Source organism: Nocardioides sp. Root140, from assembly GCF_001426745.1.
In the GTDB taxonomy this organism is placed as follows: domain Bacteria; phylum Actinomycetota; class Actinomycetes; order Propionibacteriales; family Nocardioidaceae; genus Nocardioides.
In genome coordinates this window covers 1,223,565-1,240,750 of the sequence record NZ_LMFI01000010.1, presented here as the reverse complement: position 1 = coordinate 1,240,750, position 17,186 = coordinate 1,223,565, and the positions used below count along the sequence as shown (strand labels likewise).

Sequence of the window (17,186 nt, the reverse complement as noted above, 5' to 3'; positions counted from 1 at the left end):
AGACGTTGACGACATTGCGTACGGCCGTGGACCCCCGCGGCGATCAGTTTCAGGAGAACCGCGCCGTCCAGGAGGCGGCTCTCGCGGAGCTCGAGCAGCAGTTGGACCTGGCGCGAGCCGGTGGCGGGGCCAAGTACGGCGACCGGCACCGCGCCCGCGGAAAGATGCTGGCCCGGGAGCGGATCGAGCTGCTGCTCGACCGTGACGCGCCGTTCCTCGAGTTCTCGTCGTTGGCGGCCTGGGGAACCCAGTTCACCGTCGGCGCCAGCATCGTCACCGGCCTCGGCGTCGTCTCCGGTGTCGAGTGCGTGATCATTGCCCACGACCCGACGGTCCGCGGCGGAACGATGAACCCCTACACGCTGCGCAAGAACCTCCGCGCCCTCGACATCGCCAAGACCAACCGGCTGCCGGTCATCAACCTGGTCGAGTCCGGTGGTGCCGACCTGCCGACCCAGTCCGAGCTCTTCGTGGCCGCGGGCAAGATCTTCCAGGGTCTCTCCGAGCTCTCCGGCATGGGTGTTCCGACCCTGGCCCTCGTGTTCGGCAACTCGACCGCCGGTGGCGCCTACGTGCCGGGCATGTGCGACTACGCGGTGCTCGTGGACCAAGCCGCCAAGGTCTTCCTCGGTGGACCGCCCCTGGTCAAGATGGCGACCGGCGAGGAGTCGGACGACGAGGAGCTCGGCGGCGCGGACATGCACGCCCGGGTCTCCGGCCTGGCCGACCACTTCGCGGTCGACGAGCGCGACGCCCTGCGCATCGGCCGGCAGATCATGTCGGAGATCAACTGGCGCAAGCACGGCCCGGCTCCCAGCCACGAGCCGGACGCGCCGTTGTACGACGAGGACGAGCTGCTCGGCATCGCAGCCGCGGACTTCCGGGTGCCGGTGGACCCGAAGGAGGTCCTGGCCCGCGTGGTCGACGGCTCGCGCTTCAGCGAGTACAAGCCGCTCTACGGCAGCAGCCTGGTCACCGGCTGGGCGTCGATCCACGGCTACCCGGTGGGCATCCTGGCCAACGCGCGCGGCGTGCTGTTCAGCGAGGAGGCCCAGAAGGGCACCGAGTTCATCATGCTGGCCAACCAGCTCGACATCCCGCTGGTCTTCCTGCAGAACTGCACCGGCTTCATGGTCGGCAAGGACTACGAGCAGGGCGGCATCATCAAGGACGGCGCGAAGATGATCAACGCCGTCACCAACAGCACGGTGCCGCACCTGACGATCAACATCGGAGCCTCCTTCGGTGCCGGCAACTACGGCATGTCCGGCCGCGCCTACGACCCGCGCTTCATGTTCACCTGGGTCAACGCGAAGCTCGCAGTGATGGGTGGTTCGCAGCTCGCCGGCGTCCTCTCGATCGTGGGCAAGCAGGCCGCCGAGGCCGCCGGCCGCGAGTTCGACCTCGAGGCCGACGCGATCAAGACCAAGCAGATCGAGGAGCAGATCACCGCCGAGTCGCACTCGTTCTTCACCAGCGCACGGCTGTACGACGACGGCGTGATCGACCCGCGCGACACCCGCACAGTGCTTGGAATGGCGCTCTCCGCGGTGCACACCCAGGTCATCGAGGGCAGACGCGGCTACGGCGTCTTCCGAATGTGAGAACGGAACCCATGGCAACCATCAGCAAGCTGCTCATCGCGAACCGGGGCGAGATCGCCTCGCGCATCATTCGCACGGCCCGCAACCTGGACATCGCGTGCGTCGCTGTCTATTCGGACGCCGACGCCGACGCGCCGTGGGTGCACGAGGCGGACGAGGCCGTCCATCTCCCCGGCACCTCGCCCGGTGACACCTATCTCCGCTCCGATCTCGTCCTGGCGGCGGCCAAGGCCACCGGCGCCGACGCGATCCACCCGGGCTACGGCTTCCTCTCCGAGAACGCCGACTTCGCTCGCGAGTGCGCCAAGGCCGACGTGATCTTCGTCGGTCCTCCTCCCGAGGCGATCGACAGCATGGGCTCGAAGATCGAGGCCAAGAAGATCATGGCGGACGCCGGCGTACCGGTTCTTCCGCAGGTCACCATCTCCGACGACGCGTCGATCGACGGCGAAGCCCTGGCCGCCAGGGTGGCCTCGGACATCGGCTACCCGGTGCTCGTCAAGGCGGCGTACGGCGGTGGTGGCCGCGGCATGCGGATCGTCAACGACGCCGACGGACTGCTGGAAGCCGTCGAGGGCGCGCGTCGCGAGGCCGTGACCTCGTTCGGCAACGGCACCATCTTCCTGGAGCGCTTCCTGGACTCGCCTCGCCACATCGAGGTGCAGATCTTCGCCGACACCCAGGGCAACGTGGTCCACCTGTTCGAGCGTGAGTGCTCGATTCAGCGTCGCTACCAGAAGATCATCGAAGAGGCGCCGTCACCGGTCGTCGACGAGGCGCTCCGTGAGGAGCTCGGCACTGCGGCGATCGCCGCAGGCAAGGCGATCGGGTACGTCGGCGCCGGCACCGCCGAGTTCGTCATGGGCTCCGACGGCCGGTTCTACTTCCTCGAGGTCAACACGCGTCTCCAGGTGGAGCACCCGGTCACCGAGATGATCACCGGCCTCGACCTGGTCCGTCTGCAGCTGCTGGTCGCCGAGGGCAATCCCCTGCCCGAGGAGGCCCTCAACGCCACCATCAACGGGCACGCGATCGAGGTGCGTCTCTACGCCGAGGACGTTGCCGCAGGCTTCCTGCCCGCCACCGGCACGGTGCACGGCTTCTCGGTGCCCGACCTCCCCGGCATTCGGGTCGACGCCGGGGTGGTCGACGGCTCGGTGATCAGCGTGCACTACGACGCCATGCTGGCCAAGGTGATTGCACACGGCCCCAGCCGCGACGACGCCCGGCGTACCCTCGCCCGGGCGCTGGCCGACAGCCGCCTCCACGGGGTCGTCACGAACCGTGAGCTCCTGGTCGGCATCCTCCGCGAGCCCGAGTTCGCGGCCGGGACCATCGACACCGGCTACCTCGGTCGACACGACCCGATGACGCTCGCGCAGTCCTGGCGGGCTCCGGAGACGGTCACCGTCCACGCGATCGCGGCCGCCCTGGCCGACCAGGCCTCCCGCCGTGAGACCGCGCGCGTCCTCGAACACGTGCCGACCGGCTGGCGCAATGTGCCGAGCGGCTTCCAGGAGGCCGTCTACGGCTTCGACGGTGATGAGTACGACGTGCGTTACCGCTACTCGCGGGGCGCGATCGAGGTCAGTGTCAACGGCGAGGCCCAGCCCGGGACGACCGTGCTCAATGCATCGCCGGACGTGGTGGACCTCAAGGTCGGCGGCGTGCGCCGTACCTGCACCGTGCGTCGCGTCGACGACATCGCGTTCGTCGACAGTGTGCTTGGTGCAACGACGCTCATCGAGTCGCCCCGGTTCCCGGAACCGGGTTCGCAGAGCGCCCCCGGATCCCTGCTCGCGCCGATGCCCGGCACCGTCGTCAGGATCGCGGTCGAGACGGGTGACGCCGTCAAGGCGGGCGAGACCGTCGTCGTGCTCGAGGCGATGAAGATGGAGCACAGCGTCTCTGCCCCGGTCGACGGCAGCGTCTCCGAGATCGACGTCTCGGTCGGACAGGCCGTCGAGCTCGGCACCGTTCTCGCGGTGGTGGAGGAGCAGGAGTCGTGAGCGTCACCTACGAAGTGCGCAACGGCGTCGCCTGGCTGACCATCGACCGTCCGGAGGCCCGCAACGCGCTGAACAAGGAGGTCCGCGACGGCCTCTTCGACGGCGTCAGGCGCTTCAATTCCGACGATGCCGCCAAGGTGCTCGTGCTGACCGGCGCCGGGGACAAGGCGTTCTGCGCCGGCGGCGACCTCAAGGAGATGGCCGACAACGCGTTGACGGTCCCGCCGATCGACTTCGTGCCTCAGTTCGGCCGCAACATCGAGGTCTCCAAGCCGACCATCGCCGCCGTCAACGGGGTGGCCCTGGCCGGTGGCTTCCTGCTCGCCCAGACCGCTGACCTGTGCATTGCCTCAGACACCGCGAGGTTCGCGATCAGTGAGGTTAAGGTCGGTCGCGGTGCCCCGTGGGCCGCTCCGCTCTCCTGGCTGGTGCCGCCGCGGGTGGCCATGGAGATCCTTCTGACCGGCGACATGATGAGTGCCGAGCGCGCCCGCGAGGTCGGCCTGGTCAACAAGGTGGTTGCCGCGGACGACCTGGTCGAGGAGACCCAGAAGCTCGCCGAGCGGATCGCCGCCAATGCGCCGCTCTCGGTGATGGCCGGCAAGCGCACCGCCCGGCTGATCGCAGAGATGCCCCTCGCGGAAGCCTTTGACGAGGCGGAGCGCATCTGGGAACCCGTCTACTTGAGCGCCGACGCCCAGGAGGGCCCGGCGGCCTTCCGCGACAAGCGAGCACCCCAATGGGAGGGACGATGACCGCCGTGACCCTGAATGACATGGTGACCGACCTGGCGGCCGAGACCACCGACCTGGCCGGGCTCCTTCTGGGCCTGAGCGCCTCCGAGTGGGAGCTGGCCACACCGGCAGCCGGCTGGGCGGTGCGTGACCAGGTGAGCCACCTGGCGTTCTTCGACGAGGCGGCCATCATCGCGATCACCGAGCCTGACCGGTTCCGACGCGAGGCCGAGACACTGATGGCCCTCGGGCCGGACTTCCCCGATCGGGTGGCCGAGCGCTTCCGCGAGACACCGGTCGTGGACCTGGCGGACTGGTTCGCCGACTCCCGTGCGACGTTGTTGAAGGTCCTCGGTGAGGCCGAAGCGCGCGATCGGGTGCCGTGGTACGGCCCGGACATGAGCGTGATGAGCTGCGCGACGGCACGCCTCATGGAGACCTGGGCGCACGGTCTCGACATCTCCGACACGTTCGGCGTGGAGTGCGTGCCCACCAGCCGGCTTCGACACATCGCTCACCTGGGGGTGAGGACACGCGCCTTCAGCTACGTGCTCCGCGCAAGGCCCGCGCCCGAGGCGGAGGTCCGCATCGACCTGGCGGCGCCCGACGGGGACCGGTGGACCTGGGGTCCACCTGATGCCGCCCAGTCCGTGACGGGCACCGCGCTCGATTTCTGCTTCGTGGTCACCCAGCGCCGCCACGTGGCGGACACCGACCTGGTCGTCCGCGGGCACGCGGCGGCCGAATGGATGTCCATCGCCCAAGCGTTCGCCGGAGCACCTTCCGACGGGCGGCCGCCCTCACTGCTGGCCAAGGAGATCTCGTGAACGATCGTCGTCCGGTCCGTATCGCCAACTGCTCGGGGTTCTACGGCGACAGGGTCGCCGCCGCCTGGGAGGTGCTCGAGGGCGGCGATGTCGACGTGCTCACCGGCGACTACCTCGCCGAGCTGACCATGCTGATCCTCTGGAAGGCGCGGCAGAAGGACGCCTCGGGTGGCTACGCGAAGACCTTCCTCTCCCAGATGGAGCGGGTGATGGGGACCTGCCTCGATCGCGGGATCAAGGTCGTCAGCAACGCAGGGGGGCTCAACCCGGAGGGCCTGACCGATCGGCTGCACGAGCTGGCCGCCACCTTGGGGCTGTCCCCGCGGATCGCGTGGATCGAGGGAGACGACCTCACCGACCGGTTGCCGGAGCTGGTCGCGGCCGGACATCCCTTGACCCATCTCGACACCGGCAAGGTGCTGGCCGACTCGAACACCAAGGCCGTGACCGCCAACGCCTACCTGGGCGCGTGGGGCATTGTCGACGCCCTCCGGGCCGACGCCGACATCGTGGTGTGCCCCCGGGTCACCGACGCCTCTCTGGTCGTCGGGCCCGCCGCGTGGTGGCACGGCTGGGACCGGACCGACTACGACGCCCTCGCCGGCGCGGTGGCGGCCGGCCACGTCATAGAGTGCGGGCCCCAGGCGACGGGTGGCAACTACTCGCGCCTGCCGGCCGTCCCCGACAAACGCCGTCCCGGGTTCCCGATCGCGGAGGTGGCTGCCGATGGTCAGGTCGTGATCACCAAGCAGGTCGGCAGCGGCGGCCATGTCTCTCCGGGCACGGTCACGGCCCAGCTGCTCTACGAGATCCAGTCCCCGGCGTACGCAAACCCCGACGTGGTCGCACACTTCGACACCCTCCGCCTCGAGCAGCAGGGCCCCGACCGCGTGCTCATCTCCGGAGCCACCGGCACCGCGCCACCGCCCGACCTCAAGGTCGCGATCAACCAGCTCGGTGGCTACCGGAACACCATGACGCTCGTGCTCACCGGCCTCGACATCGAGGCGAAGGCGGACTGGGCGCGCGCGCAGCTGTTCGACGTCCTCGGTGGGGAGGACACGTTCGACGAGGTCGACGTACGGCTCCTGCGGTTCGACCGCCCCGACGCGGAGACCAACGAGCAGGCCACCGCCCACCTCCGGGTGACCGTCAAGTCGGCGGACAAGAACAAGGTGGGGCGACGGTTCGCCAACGCGACCATGGAGCTCGCCGTCGGCGGGTACGCCGGGTTCCACACCACGACACCGCCCGCCGACGCCAGCGCGTACGGCGTCTACTGGCCGACGCTCGTGCCTCTCGACGTGGTGACGCACAGCGTGGTGCTGCCCGACGGCACCAGACGAGTGGTGCCGCACGGACCCACCGCCACCCCCGTGGAGTCCCAGCCGGTGTCGGCCCTCGGGACCGACGTCACAGCGATCGCGGGTGAGACCCGCAGGGTCCCGCTCGGCACGGTGTGCAGTGCGCGCTCGGGCGACAAGGGGGGCAACGCCAACGTCGGCATCTGGACCGAGGACGAGCGCGGTTTCGCCTGGCTCGACGCCCACCTCACCGTGGAGCGGTTCCGCGAGCTGCTGCCGGAGGCCGCAGACCTCGAGATCCGGCGATGGGCGCTGCCCCGGCTCAACGCCCTCAACTTCGTCGTCGTGGGCCTCCTGGGCGCCGGCGTCGCCGAGACCGCCCGACCCGACCCGCAGGCCAAGGGCCTGGGGGAGTACTTGCGCTCGCGACACGTCGACGTGCCGGTGGCGCTGATCGAGTTGGAAGAGAGCCGACGATGAGCACCGAGATCCTGGTCCGTGACGACGGCCCGGTGAGGGTGCTCACCATGTCCGGACCCTCGCGGATCAACTCGATCGGTGCCTCCACGGCGGAGCAGCTGTGCGACGAGGTGGTGGCAGCGGAGCGGGACGACCGGGTGCACGCCATGGTCCTGACCGGCGAGGGCGAGCACTTCTCCTCCGGTGGCGACGCGGAAGGAGTCCTCGAGGCGGGACTGAGCCGCGACGACGACGCGATGATCCGTTTCATGCGCTCCTACCAGCGTGCTGCCCTCACCATCTGGAACAGTCCGCTGCCGGTGGTCGCCAGCGTGGCCGGCATCGCCTACGGCGGCGCGTTCAACCTGGCCCTCTCGTGCGACCTCATCGTGTGCTCCGAGAACGCCCGCTTCTGCCAGGTCTTCCTGCGGCGCGGTGTGGTCCCCGACTTCGGTGGTGCCTATCTGCTGCCGCGGCTCGTGGGCATGCAGAAGGCGAAGGAGCTGATGTTGCTCGCGGACGAGATCGATGCCGGCACGGCCGAGCGACTGGGCTTGGTCAACTTCGTGGTCCCCAGTGCCGAGGAGTCCCTGTCGACCGCGACCGGGCTCGCCCACCGCCTCGCTGCCCAGTCGCGGATGGCGATGTCGATGACCAAGCGGCTGCTCAACGCCAGCACGGGCGGGACCCTGCAGTCGTCCCTCGAGCTCGAGGCCCTCAGCCAGGCCTCCGTCCTGGGCTCCCAATCGGCGCAGAAGTCCTTCGAGGGCTTCCGCGAACGCTGACCCCCGCGTGCCCGGGCCGGACGAACAGGGCGTCAGAGCTCGACGGCGAGGATTCGCGTGGTGACCAGGCGCAGGTCCTCGGGAAGGCTCGGCCGTTCCCTGAGGTGTTGGGTGCGGCAGGTGTCGATGACCACGGTGAGCATCGCCTGGATGAGGTAGCGGGCCTGGGGCGTGCTGAGCTCGGGCCGGGTCTCGGTGAGCAGGCGCACCCACTCCGCGACGTAGTCGTGCTGAGACCGGCGCACGTCGTGGCGATGGTCGCTCGGGAGGTTGCCCACCTCGGAGACGAGGATGCCGAGCAGGTCGTGGTGGACCATGGCGAAGTCGACGTACGCGGCCAGGGCCTTGTGCAGCGCTTCCTCGGGGGTCGAGGCCGCGGCCAGGGCATTGTTCAGGCCCAGCTGCAGGGGCACGGAGGCGCGGGCGATGGTCGCCGAGAGCAGGTCGGCCTTGCTCGGGTAGTACTTGTAGACGGCCGTGCTCGTGATGCCGACCTCGGCGCCGATGTCGTCCATGGTCACCGATTGGTAGCCGTTCTCGTTGAAGAGCCGGGTGGCGACTGCGAGGATCGCCTCCTTGCGCGAGTGGGGCTGCAGGCCGGTTCGCACCCTGGCGCCCGCTGTGGCCGAGTCGATGGGCGTGGATTGGATCGGCGCGGACGCGACCGCCAGGGCGCTGCGCTGCAGGAGGTCCTTGACCCCGCTCTCCGACATCGGGGTGCGGTGGTACGAGGGGCTGGTCAGCACCGCGAGGACGCACCAGGAGAGCAGGTCCGCGTCATCGAGCGAGATCTCCGGCCGCCTGGCGTGCAGCTGTGCGGCGAACCGCGCCACGAACGCGAAGAAGCGCGCCCGCACCTCTGCTCGGCGCCCGCTCTCGAGGTGTCGGGTCTCCCTGCTCCACAGAACGCCCAGGTCGCGGCGTACGCCGGCCGTCGTGGCGAGTTCGGCGACCATGTCCTCGAGGGGCGGTGGCTCGCCATCCCCGACGGCGTCCGTGCCGCGTTCGAACGCGTCGGTCAGTGCGTGGGCCAGCAGGTCCTGCTTGCTCGAGAAGTGGCGGTAGAGGGCCCCGGCCGTGATGCCGACGGACTCCGCGATCTGGCCGGTGCTCACGTTGGCGTAGCCGTGGCGGTAGAAGAGGTCGCCCGCTGCGGCGATGATCTGCTGCTTGCGGTCTCGAGGACGTCGTCGAGGTGCGGCCGGCGCCGGCCGTGCTGTCACTACCATCTCCGGTCTCCCCTGATCATGCTCCGCAACCATCCAAACAGATGATCGTGAGGTTACTCAAGATTTACTTTTCGGTTAGGATGGGGAATCAACGGTACGGCGAGGCTCCTACTGTCATGCCGCCCACCATTTACTTCTGCTGCCTGGAGGTCCGCATGAGCACCGCCACCACCGACTTCGGACGTCGTCTGACCGTCCCCCTGGTCGCCGCCCCGATGACCGGGGTCTCCGGCCCCGAGCTGGTCGTCTCGGCGTGCCGCAACGGCGTGATCGGGTCCTTCCCGACGCACAACGCCCGCGACGTGGCGGAGCTGGACACGTGGCTGTCCGGCATGAGGCGCGACCTGGCTGACGCCCCGGCGGCACCCATCGCCCCGAACCTCGTCGTGCATCGGACCAACGCTCGCCTTCACGAGGACACCGCCTGCCTGGTGGAGCACGGAATCGAGCTCGTGATCACGAGTGTCGGCTCGCCGACCCCGGTGCTCGAGACCCTGCACGCCTCGGGATGTCAGGTCTATGCGGATGTCGCCACGCTGGCCCAGGCCCGCAAGGCTGCCGACGCCGGTGTGGACGGGCTCGTGCTGCTCTCGGCTGGCGCCGGGGGCCAGACCGGCGCGGCCAATCCCTTCGCCTTCGTGCGCGCCGTGCGTGAGTTCTTCGCCGGAACGGTGGTCCTTGCGGGTGGGGTCTCGGACGGCGTGGCGCTGCTCGCCGCCCGGGTGCTCGGTGCCGACCTCGCCTACATGGGCACCCCGTTCATCGCCACCCGTGAGAGCCTCGCGTCGCAGGAGTACCGCTCCGCCGTCGTGGAGGCGAGCATGGACGACGTCCGGCTCAGCGACCAGGTGGGCGGACTCCCGGCCAGCCTGCTCGCCCAGTGGCTGGAAGGCCGTGAGGCCGGGCCGGTGAGCGCAGGTGACTTCCAGCAGGAACGGCTCGTGGCCGACCCTAGTGTGTGGAGTGCGGGACACGGAGTCACCAGCATCCGTGAGGTCGTTGCCGTCGACGAGCTGGTGGCTCGGGTGCGCCGGGAGTACGACGAGGCGCTGATCGGGCTGTCGGCCCTCGGTGCGGGCTGACCCCCTCACAGCAGCTCGATCCCGGAGACCTTCCACGTTCCACCCTGCTGGACGACGTCGAGCTCGAAGCGGGCCTCGCCTGTCGTGCTCCGGCCGTCCGGCGAGGTGGCCGTCTGCTCGGCCAGCACGAGCAGGCGCCCGTCGTCACCGGTGAGTTCCACGACCCCGATGGCGCGAGGGGTGGTGGTGAGACTGAGTCCGCCCTTCCTGGCCTGGGCCAGGAAGGGCTTGTAGAGGCGGTCGTACTCGTTGATCGCCTCGTCAACGAGTGCAGCCTCGGCTGCGCGACGCGTGGTGCGCACGCGCTTGGGGTCGATCGAGAAGACCTGTTTCACGAGCTGCTCGACGTCCTGGATCACGAGCTCGGTCGTCCCGTCGTCGAGGAACGCCACGTTCTCCACCGACTCGGGATCGTCACCTCCCCTGACCGCGAGGGCCACCCCGAGCCCGGTGACCAGGAGGACGAGGATGGCGAGGACGGCGAGGGCGCCTGTCGACTGCGGGGGCCGGAACCTCACGACTGACCTCCCAGCCTCTGCATCGCCGACAGCTTCCAGCCGTCGGATCCACGCTCCACGAAGCACAGGAACTCGGTGACCCGTGTGGTCTTCTCGGTGCCCTTCTTCTTCGTTTGGATCGTGACGAGGGCCACCGCACGTGCCTCGCCCGCGTCGGCGTCGTACGAGCTGAGGGCGATGCGCCCGATCTCGGTGGTGGACACCGTGCGGGACCTCTTCAGGTCGCGCAACACGGCCTTCTCGCCCTTGCCGACCATCGCGTGCAGCTGCCCGGCGGTGACGTCGGACCACGTGTCGATCAACCCGTCGAGGTCGCGGTAGTCGATCGTGTGGAAGGCCTTCAACCCGTCGGTCGCGGCCTGGACGGCGGCGTCGCGTCCGGCCGCGCGGCCGTCCGTCGGCGAGGTCTCCTCACCCCGGGCCTGCCAGGCGAGCAAGGCGCTGGCCAGCACGCCCACGACCAGCAGAGCGGTGAGGGTGAGTCCGACCGCTCGACGTACGTCCACCCGGGAGAGGCCGGATAGGGACAAGTCCTTCTCGTCGGCCGTGACTTCGGGCTGTGGTGGGTCGTTGTGCTCTACGAACCCCGGATCTGGCGGGACAGACATCTGACTCCTCGGCTCCTTGATCACGCCGCCCAACGTCGTTCGGGGCGGCTGGGCGACCCTGTAAGTAAATACGGGGCTAACCATTTGGGAGAGATTCCCAATCTTCGCCGACGTAACCTAGTGTCGGGTTTTGGCGCCTTTACTGGTTGACAGTATGACCTTCCTCACTGAAACTGTAAACAGAAAGTAAACGGTAAGTAACTTCAGTGGCCTCGAAGGGTGCGACTCATGGCACGAACTGCGGACTCCCCTCCGGCGCTGTCGCCGGTGGACATCGACGAGCGCAGGGTCCGACTCTCGGCCACGATCCGCTCCCTCCTCGACGTCTCGCACCTGCCACCGGGCTCACCCGACGTCGAGGTCCTGGAGAGGGCCGCGGAACGTTGGGCCACGGACGCCCCGACGTCGTTGGCCGATTTGGCCGGTGAGGTCGCGGCAGTCACCGACACCGTCCAGCACCTGATGGCGCAGCCACTTCTGGCTGCCCGGCGGGTCAACGTAGCCCTCGAGCGGCTGCAGAACGCGCGGACCGTCGATGAGGTCCTGCGCTCGGCCGCTTCCGAGCTCGCCTGGGGGTGCGACTTCGACCGGGTGCTCGTGTCGCGGGTCGAGGACTCGTCGTGGCTCCCCGTCGCCTGGCACGCCACCGACTCGGGGAGCGACCAGAACCAGGCCATGGCCGAGTTGCTCCGCGGCAACCGGATCGCACTGGCCAGCGGCATGGTCGAGGCCGAGGCGCTGCGCCGCAGGGCACCGGCGCTGGTGCGCAACACCGCGGTCCAGTCGCGCACCTTCGCGCCGTTCCACGACGTCGGCGGCAGTGCGTCGTACATCGTGGCCCCGATCCTGACCGGAGACCGGGTCTTCGGGCTGCTCCACGTCGACACCGACGCCTCGGGGCGTTCCATCGTCGACAGCGACGTCGCCGCGGTGCGGGCATTCGCCAACGGAGTCGGGTTGATCCTCGAGCGACTTGCCCTCCTCGACAAGCTGATGGCCCAGAAGCAGCACATCAAGTCGGCCCTGGCTGCGGCCGAGCAGGCGGTGGAGGACCTGACGAGCTCTCCGGTGACCCTCGCCGTGCCCAGTCCGAGGAGCAACGCGCCCGCGACCGGGGAGTTGGGGCCGGCCCGGATCGAGGACCGGTTCACGACGCGGGAGCGCGAGGTGTTCGCGCTCCTGATCGGTGGGGCGACCAACGCCCAGATCGCCGACCGCCTGACAGTCTCGGAGACGACGGTGAAGTCGCACGTCAAGCACATCCTCCGCAAGATGAAGGCGACCAATCGTTCGCAGGCGATCGCCCAGTACCTCGCGGCAGGTGAGCGCCGATGATCCCGGGCGACCGTTCCCGAGCGGTGAGTTTCGCCCTGCCGCGTCGCGGCGGGCACACGCACTTCGACCGCGGGCTCCGCCGGCGTGCTGCCGAGCTGTGTGCTGACCTGACCGACGCACTGCACGCGGACCCCGACACCATGGTCCCCGACCCCGGTGTCACCGACCCCGGGTGCGACCGGACCTCGCCGGCGCGCCTGTCCAGGTTGGCCCGCTTCTGCACCGAACGGGCCGAGTTGTCGGCTCCCGTCGACGAGCTGACCGCGCGTCGACTCTACCTGCTGGCCCTGGACCTGCAGCAGCTGGTGCTCGAGCTCCAGCAGGAGGAGCTGCTCTCGAGCACCCGTCGCCTGGAGTCGGTCGGCGACGGACTCTCCCGGTTGCGCACCCTGCCGAACTCGGTCGACATGCTCGAGTCCGTCTGCGAGGAGATCGTCAACCGCTGCGACTTCGGGCGGGTGGTCCTCTCCCGGGTCGACCACGGTTCGTGGGTGCCCAGCACGGCGTTCTTCACCGAGAGCGACTCGTCGTGGTTCTCCGAGTGGATCGGAACCGGTATCGCGTTGCGCGGGGACACGCCCGAGACCCTGCTGCTGACGGAACGTCGGCCGGCAGCGGTCTACGACACCGGAAGCGCGACCGTGCACCGCCAGATCATCATCGAGTCGGGGCAGTCGACCTCCTACGTGGTGGCTCCTTTGATGGCTGCGGGGTCGGTCGGCGGATTCCTCCATGCCGACCACTTCCCCACGTCGCGGCGCGTGGACCAGGTCGATCGTGACGTCCTGTGGGCCTTTGCCGAGGGGCTCACCCGGATCCACGAACGGCTCGTGCTGCTCGAGCGGGTCCGGGACCAGCGCGCGCAGGTCGAGTCGGTGCTGGGGTCCGCACTCGACACGATGGACCCTGCCCCGGGCACCGACCTGCTGGGAGTCAGTGGCAGACTGCCGGCTGCTCCGGAGGTCCTTTCCGAGCTGACCACCCGCGAGGTCGAGGTCCTGCACCTGATCGTCGAGGGCTCCAGCAATCGAGCGATCGGCTCACGCCTGGTGATCACCGAGGACACGGTGAAGTCCCACGTCAAGCAGATCCTGCGCAAGCTGGGCGTGGCCAACCGGGCCCAGGCGATCGCGTGCGTGGCGGGCACGACCGTCAGCTGACCGGCGCCGGCCCTGCCTCTTCGGGTGAGGGATCTCCTCCTCCCGAGCGATGTGGCTCACACCACACTTCCGTGACGCTGAGAGTGCGGCAGCGAAAGGGAAGCAACTATGAGCAGGCACATCCAAGGACCTCGTCGGTCCGGAGCACGCACCATCACTCGACGGGCACGACGCCACGCAGATCGGGGCGCCGCTCTCGTGGTCCTCGGTGTCGTGTCGGCGGCGTGGACGGCGAGTCTCGTCAGCGCCGGTACCGGCGCGGCCAGCGTTGCGGCCCCGTCCACCAGCGACGAGGGCGCCGTCACCGTGCCGTCGCAGGCGATCGAGGACCCGGCCAGCTACTCCCAGCCCGGCGAGATCGGCCTCGGCGTGCCCCGCGGGTCCGGCGACAAGATCGTCCAGACCGCCTCCACCAACGGCATCCCSTCCGCCGCCCTGGCCGCCTACCAGCGCGCCGCCACGGTCATCAACGCCGCCGACAAGACCTGCMACATCCCGTGGCAGCTGGTCGGCGCCATCGGCCGCGTCGAGTCCGACCACGGCCGCTACGGCAACAACACCCTCGGCACCGACGGCATCTCCCGCCCCNCCGCCGACAAGACCTGCCACATCCCGTGGCAGCTGGTCGGCGCCATCGGCCGCGTCGAGTCCGACCACGGCCGCTACGGCAACAACACCCTCGGCACCGACGGCATCTCCCGCCCCGGCATCTACGGCATCGCGCTSAACGGCTCCAACAACACCCAGGCGATCCTCGACACCGACGCCGGCCAGTACGACCGCGACGCCAAGCACGACCGCGCGGTCGGCCCGATGCAGTTCATCCCGCAGACCTGGTCGGTCGTGGGCGTGGACGCCGACGGTGACGCCAAGCGCAACCCGCAAGACATCGACGACGCCGCCCTGGCCGCCGCGGTCTACCTCTGCTCGGGCAACGACGACCTCTCCACCGAGGCCGGCCAGCGCTCCGCGGTCTACCGCTACAACCACTCCCAGGAGTACGTCGACCTGGTCCTGCGGATCATGAACGCCTACATGGACGGCGACTACACCTCGGTGCCCAACAGCACCACCTCCGCGGTCTACATCCCGCCGACGTACACCTTCACNGTCCTGCGGATCATGAACGCCTACATGGACGGCGACTACACCTCGGTGCCCAACAGCACCACCTCCGCGGTCTACATCCCGCCGACGTACACCTTCACCCGCCCCACCAACGGCGGCAAGGTCGGCTCCCCGCAGGCAGCCTCCGGCAACAACACCAGCACCCCCGGCGACCCCACCACCCCGACCAGCCAGGCGCCCACCGCGGGCAGCACCGACCCGGGCACGGAGTCCCCGGCGGACCCGGCCACTCCCGCGCCCCCGGGTAGGCCCGACCCGGTCACGACCCTCACCAAGACGGTTGAGAAGACCGTCAAGGATCCTGTCGGGACGGTCACGCAAACCCTCACGAAGGTCCAGGGCACCACCAAGTGCGTCCTGGAGGACCTGAGTGCCCTCCAGTTGGACGGCCTGACCACGTGCGTCGGCGGGCTGCTGAACCCCTGATCTTGATTCGCCCTGGTCCCGATCGAACAACGTTGCGACAGGTCGTCGCGACCACCCTGAACAAGGAGCAACCACATGGGTCGTATGCCGAACGATGTCATGGAGCACGAACTGAGCCTCTTCTGGCAGGACATCTTCACCTGGGCCAGCTGGGCCATCGTCCTGGTGATGCTGGCCATCGCCGTACGGCTGTGGATGCGCCAAGGGACACCCTTCTACTTCATCGCCTGCCTTGCGGCGGGCGTGGCCGCCTTCGCTGAACCGTTGTACGACGTGGCCTTCGACCTGTGGTTCTACGACGCCCAGAACGGTCAGCCCGGCGCGATGTACTCCCACTTCACTGCGTTCGGGGTGGTCCAGCCGAACTGGTCGCACAGTGGCTACATCATCCTCTACGCGAGCGCCTGCCTGTACGCCGGAGGACACATCTACCGGGGCACTCTCGGCCGTAAGAACCTCTTCCTCGTCTGGCTCGCCGAGATCGCTGCGTCGTGCGTCTTCGAGGTGATCGGCACGAGCACCGACGTCTACACCTACTACGGCCCCTATGAGCTGCGGATCGTGAACTACCCGCTGATCATCGGCGTGCTGGAGGGAACCCAGGTGGTCATCTTCACCGTGGTCGCCGTACAGCTCTGGCGACGGGTCGAGACGGCCTGGGGGCTGCTCGGCCTGTTCGTGCTGTTCCCGGTGACCTTCTTCGGCGCCAACTTCGGGCTCGGGTCTCCGGTGATCATCGCGTTGCATCTCGACGAGTCCGAGTTCTCGAGCGGCATCGTCTGGGCTGCGACGTTCCTGAGCATGGCGATGTGTGTCGTCGCCGTGAACGGCGCCGCCAAGTTCCTGCCGGATGCGCGTAGACCTGAAACCGAAAGAGTCGATGCGTCGGACCAGGCAGTGCCTGCGTAGGTACCGCCCTCAGGCGCCGATGGTGACCACCGGCGGCTCGATGACGCCGGCCTCCTGGAGGGCATCCAGCAGGAAGCGGTGCCCGAAGGCCTGGGAGCCGGAGCCGAACCCGGCATGTGTCGCGCCGCCGGTGAGCAGGGCACGGGTCGCCGCCGCGTGGAGCACTGCGGTCTGCGCGTAGGGACACGTGCCGGCCAGCACCACGTGGGTGCGGCGACCGGAGCCCATGGACCAGACCGAGTCGATCGACGCGTCGACCGTCTGGTCCATGGCCAGCGGGCTGCGACCCTCGGCGACCGCATGCTCGGCCGAGGGGTGGCTCATCAGGCTGACAAGTGACGAGCGCTCGGCAGCGCCGCCGTACGCGCGAAGCTCGGTGACGCGGTCGTCCTGGCCGAACCACAGACAGTGGGGAGAGTCGTCGAGGCGGATCGCCAGGCCGGGTTCGGTGTGTTCGGGGAGGCGCACGTGAAGGGTGCGGTCCATCGGCCACGACAGGACGTCGGCCAGGTCGAAGCCGTTCTCCTTCACCACGCGCTGGAGCTGGAGCGCGGAGGAGGGTGCCGAGGCGCCCTGCCAGAGCAGCATCACGTCGAGCAGCTCGGCCCCCGGCGTCTCGAGTGAGAGCTGGGCGGCGATCTCGCTCGTCGCGAACGGCTGGGCCAGGCCGGGAACCAGGGCCAGGCCGGCGTCGACGAACTGCTGGTGCCAGGTCTCACGCGCCTTGACCAGCCAGTCCATCTCGTCGGAGGCGTCGAGGTAGTGGCACCCGGCGCGCAGGGCGGCCTCCACCACGGTGTGGCCGGTGTCGGCGAACGGCCCGAACAGGTTCATCACCACCGTGGCACCGGTGAACTGCGCGGCCAGGTTGTCGGCGTCGTCGCGTTGCGGCTCGAGGAGCGTGAACGGGACGCCCAGGACGTCGAGCTGGTCGGCGATCGCCCGGCTCAACTGTCCCGCCTGGCCGTGGATCACGGCGGGTGAAGGTGTCACAAATACTCCAACAAAAGGGGAAGGAAGCTCGTCCTGCCCAGTCTGGCAGTCCTCCTTCAGATTGGGAGGTGACTTG

The 17,186-nt window shown here is 69.0% G+C and carries 14 protein-coding genes and 1 pseudogene; 11 read left to right on the top strand and 4 right to left on the bottom strand.

What is annotated here, in order from left to right; genetic code table 11:
* Positions 1–14 precede the first annotated feature (14 nt).
* Genes ASD30_RS16205 through ASD30_RS16180 form a run of 6 tightly spaced genes read left to right on the top strand, consistent with a single transcriptional unit; the run spans position 15 to position 7,722 of the window.
* Complete coding sequence (locus tag ASD30_RS16205; protein ID WP_082563879.1) at positions 15–1,604, top strand: carboxyl transferase domain-containing protein; 1,590 nt, start codon at positions 15–17, stop codon at positions 1,602–1,604.
* Between the two features lie 11 nt (positions 1,605–1,615).
* Positions 1,616–3,613 (top strand): ATP-binding protein, encoded by a 1,998-nt coding sequence (locus tag ASD30_RS16200; RefSeq protein ID WP_056683559.1) that lies wholly within the window; start codon positions 1,616–1,618, stop codon positions 3,611–3,613.
* Complete coding sequence (locus tag ASD30_RS16195; RefSeq protein WP_056683557.1) at positions 3,610–4,368, top strand: enoyl-CoA hydratase/isomerase family protein; 759 nt, start codon at positions 3,610–3,612, stop codon at positions 4,366–4,368. Before ASD30_RS16200 ends, ASD30_RS16195 begins: the two co-directional genes overlap by 4 nt.
* The gene (locus ASD30_RS16190; protein ID WP_156388745.1) at positions 4,365–5,174 is read left to right on the top strand and encodes a TIGR03084 family metal-binding protein; all 810 of its coding nucleotides are present in this window, start codon (positions 4,365–4,367) and stop codon (positions 5,172–5,174) included. The genes ASD30_RS16195 and ASD30_RS16190 overlap by 4 nt, the downstream gene beginning before the upstream one ends.
* Positions 5,171–6,958, top strand: coding sequence for an acyclic terpene utilization AtuA family protein (locus ASD30_RS16185; RefSeq protein ID WP_056683551.1), 1,788 nt, complete (start codon positions 5,171–5,173; stop codon positions 6,956–6,958). The genes ASD30_RS16190 and ASD30_RS16185 overlap by 4 nt, the downstream gene beginning before the upstream one ends.
* Positions 6,955–7,722 (top strand): enoyl-CoA hydratase/isomerase family protein, encoded by a 768-nt coding sequence (locus tag ASD30_RS16180; RefSeq protein WP_056683548.1) that lies wholly within the window; start codon positions 6,955–6,957, stop codon positions 7,720–7,722. The genes ASD30_RS16185 and ASD30_RS16180 overlap by 4 nt, the downstream gene beginning before the upstream one ends.
* A gap of 32 nt (positions 7,723–7,754) precedes the next feature.
* On the opposite strand, the gene ASD30_RS16175 is transcribed toward ASD30_RS16180, so the two are convergent.
* Positions 7,755–8,951 (bottom strand): TetR/AcrR family transcriptional regulator, encoded by a 1,197-nt coding sequence (locus ASD30_RS16175; RefSeq protein ID WP_056683544.1) that lies wholly within the window; start codon positions 8,949–8,951, stop codon positions 7,755–7,757.
* A gap of 155 nt (positions 8,952–9,106) precedes the next feature.
* On the opposite strand from ASD30_RS16175, the gene ASD30_RS16170 reads away from it, so the two are divergent.
* Positions 9,107–10,033, top strand: a complete 927-nt coding sequence (locus ASD30_RS16170; RefSeq protein ID WP_056683541.1) for an NAD(P)H-dependent flavin oxidoreductase — start codon at positions 9,107–9,109, stop codon at positions 10,031–10,033.
* Positions 10,034–10,038: 5 nt separating this feature from the next.
* On the opposite strand, the gene ASD30_RS16165 is transcribed toward ASD30_RS16170, so the two are convergent.
* Together ASD30_RS16165 and ASD30_RS16160 are read right to left on the bottom strand one after the other, a co-directional pair.
* A complete protein-coding gene (locus ASD30_RS16165; protein WP_056683538.1) occupies positions 10,039–10,551 on the bottom strand; it encodes a hypothetical protein in 513 nt (170 codons plus the stop codon).
* Positions 10,548–11,081: a hypothetical protein gene (locus tag ASD30_RS16160; RefSeq protein WP_156388744.1), complete on the bottom strand. Its 534-nt coding sequence runs from the start codon at positions 11,079–11,081 to the stop codon at positions 10,548–10,550. Before ASD30_RS16160 ends, ASD30_RS16165 begins: the two co-directional genes overlap by 4 nt.
* A gap of 306 nt (positions 11,082–11,387) precedes the next feature.
* Between ASD30_RS16160 and ASD30_RS27855 the strand changes: the two genes are divergently transcribed.
* From ASD30_RS27855 to ASD30_RS16140, 4 genes and pseudogenes are all read left to right on the top strand, one after another.
* Positions 11,388–12,494, top strand: a complete 1,107-nt coding sequence (locus ASD30_RS27855) for a LuxR C-terminal-related transcriptional regulator (RefSeq protein ID WP_082563877.1) — start codon at positions 11,388–11,390, stop codon at positions 12,492–12,494.
* The gene (locus tag ASD30_RS27560; protein WP_056683529.1) at positions 12,491–13,654 is read left to right on the top strand and encodes a helix-turn-helix domain-containing protein; all 1,164 of its coding nucleotides are present in this window, start codon (positions 12,491–12,493) and stop codon (positions 13,652–13,654) included. The genes ASD30_RS27855 and ASD30_RS27560 overlap by 4 nt, the downstream gene beginning before the upstream one ends.
* A gap of 1,110 nt (positions 13,655–14,764) precedes the next feature.
* A pseudogene (locus ASD30_RS27555) lies at positions 14,765–15,208 on the top strand (hypothetical protein); the annotation flags it as partial.
* A gap of 75 nt (positions 15,209–15,283) precedes the next feature.
* On the top strand, positions 15,284–16,117 hold the full coding sequence (locus ASD30_RS16140; RefSeq protein WP_056683523.1) for a hypothetical protein: 834 nt from the start codon (positions 15,284–15,286) through the stop codon (positions 16,115–16,117).
* Between the two features lie 9 nt (positions 16,118–16,126).
* On the opposite strand, the gene ASD30_RS16135 is transcribed toward ASD30_RS16140, so the two are convergent.
* Positions 16,127–17,110, bottom strand: coding sequence for a DUF5938 domain-containing protein (locus ASD30_RS16135; protein ID WP_162250987.1), 984 nt, complete (start codon positions 17,108–17,110; stop codon positions 16,127–16,129).
* Positions 17,111–17,186: the final 76 nt, after the last annotated feature.

What these genes read in the sequence shown, in the direction of transcription:
- ASD30_RS16175 (WP_056683544.1), bottom strand. Translation starts at nt 8,951, where the DNA reads ATGGTAGTGACAGCACGGCCGGCGCCGGCCGCACCTCGACGACGTCCT.
- ASD30_RS16200 (WP_056683559.1), top strand. Translation starts at nt 1,616, where the DNA reads ATGGCAACCATCAGCAAGCTGCTCATCGCGAACCGGGGCGAGATCGCC.
- ASD30_RS16140 (WP_056683523.1), top strand. Translation starts at nt 15,284, where the DNA reads ATGGGTCGTATGCCGAACGATGTCATGGAGCACGAACTGAGCCTCTTC.
- ASD30_RS16170 (WP_056683541.1), top strand. Translation starts at nt 9,107, where the DNA reads ATGAGCACCGCCACCACCGACTTCGGACGTCGTCTGACCGTCCCCCTG.
- ASD30_RS16190 (WP_156388745.1), top strand. Translation starts at nt 4,365, where the DNA reads ATGACCGCCGTGACCCTGAATGACATGGTGACCGACCTGGCGGCCGAG.
- ASD30_RS27560 (WP_056683529.1), top strand. Translation starts at nt 12,491, where the DNA reads ATGATCCCGGGCGACCGTTCCCGAGCGGTGAGTTTCGCCCTGCCGCGT.
- ASD30_RS27855 (WP_082563877.1), top strand. Translation starts at nt 11,388, where the DNA reads ATGGCACGAACTGCGGACTCCCCTCCGGCGCTGTCGCCGGTGGACATC.
- ASD30_RS16180 (WP_056683548.1), top strand. Translation starts at nt 6,955, where the DNA reads ATGAGCACCGAGATCCTGGTCCGTGACGACGGCCCGGTGAGGGTGCTC.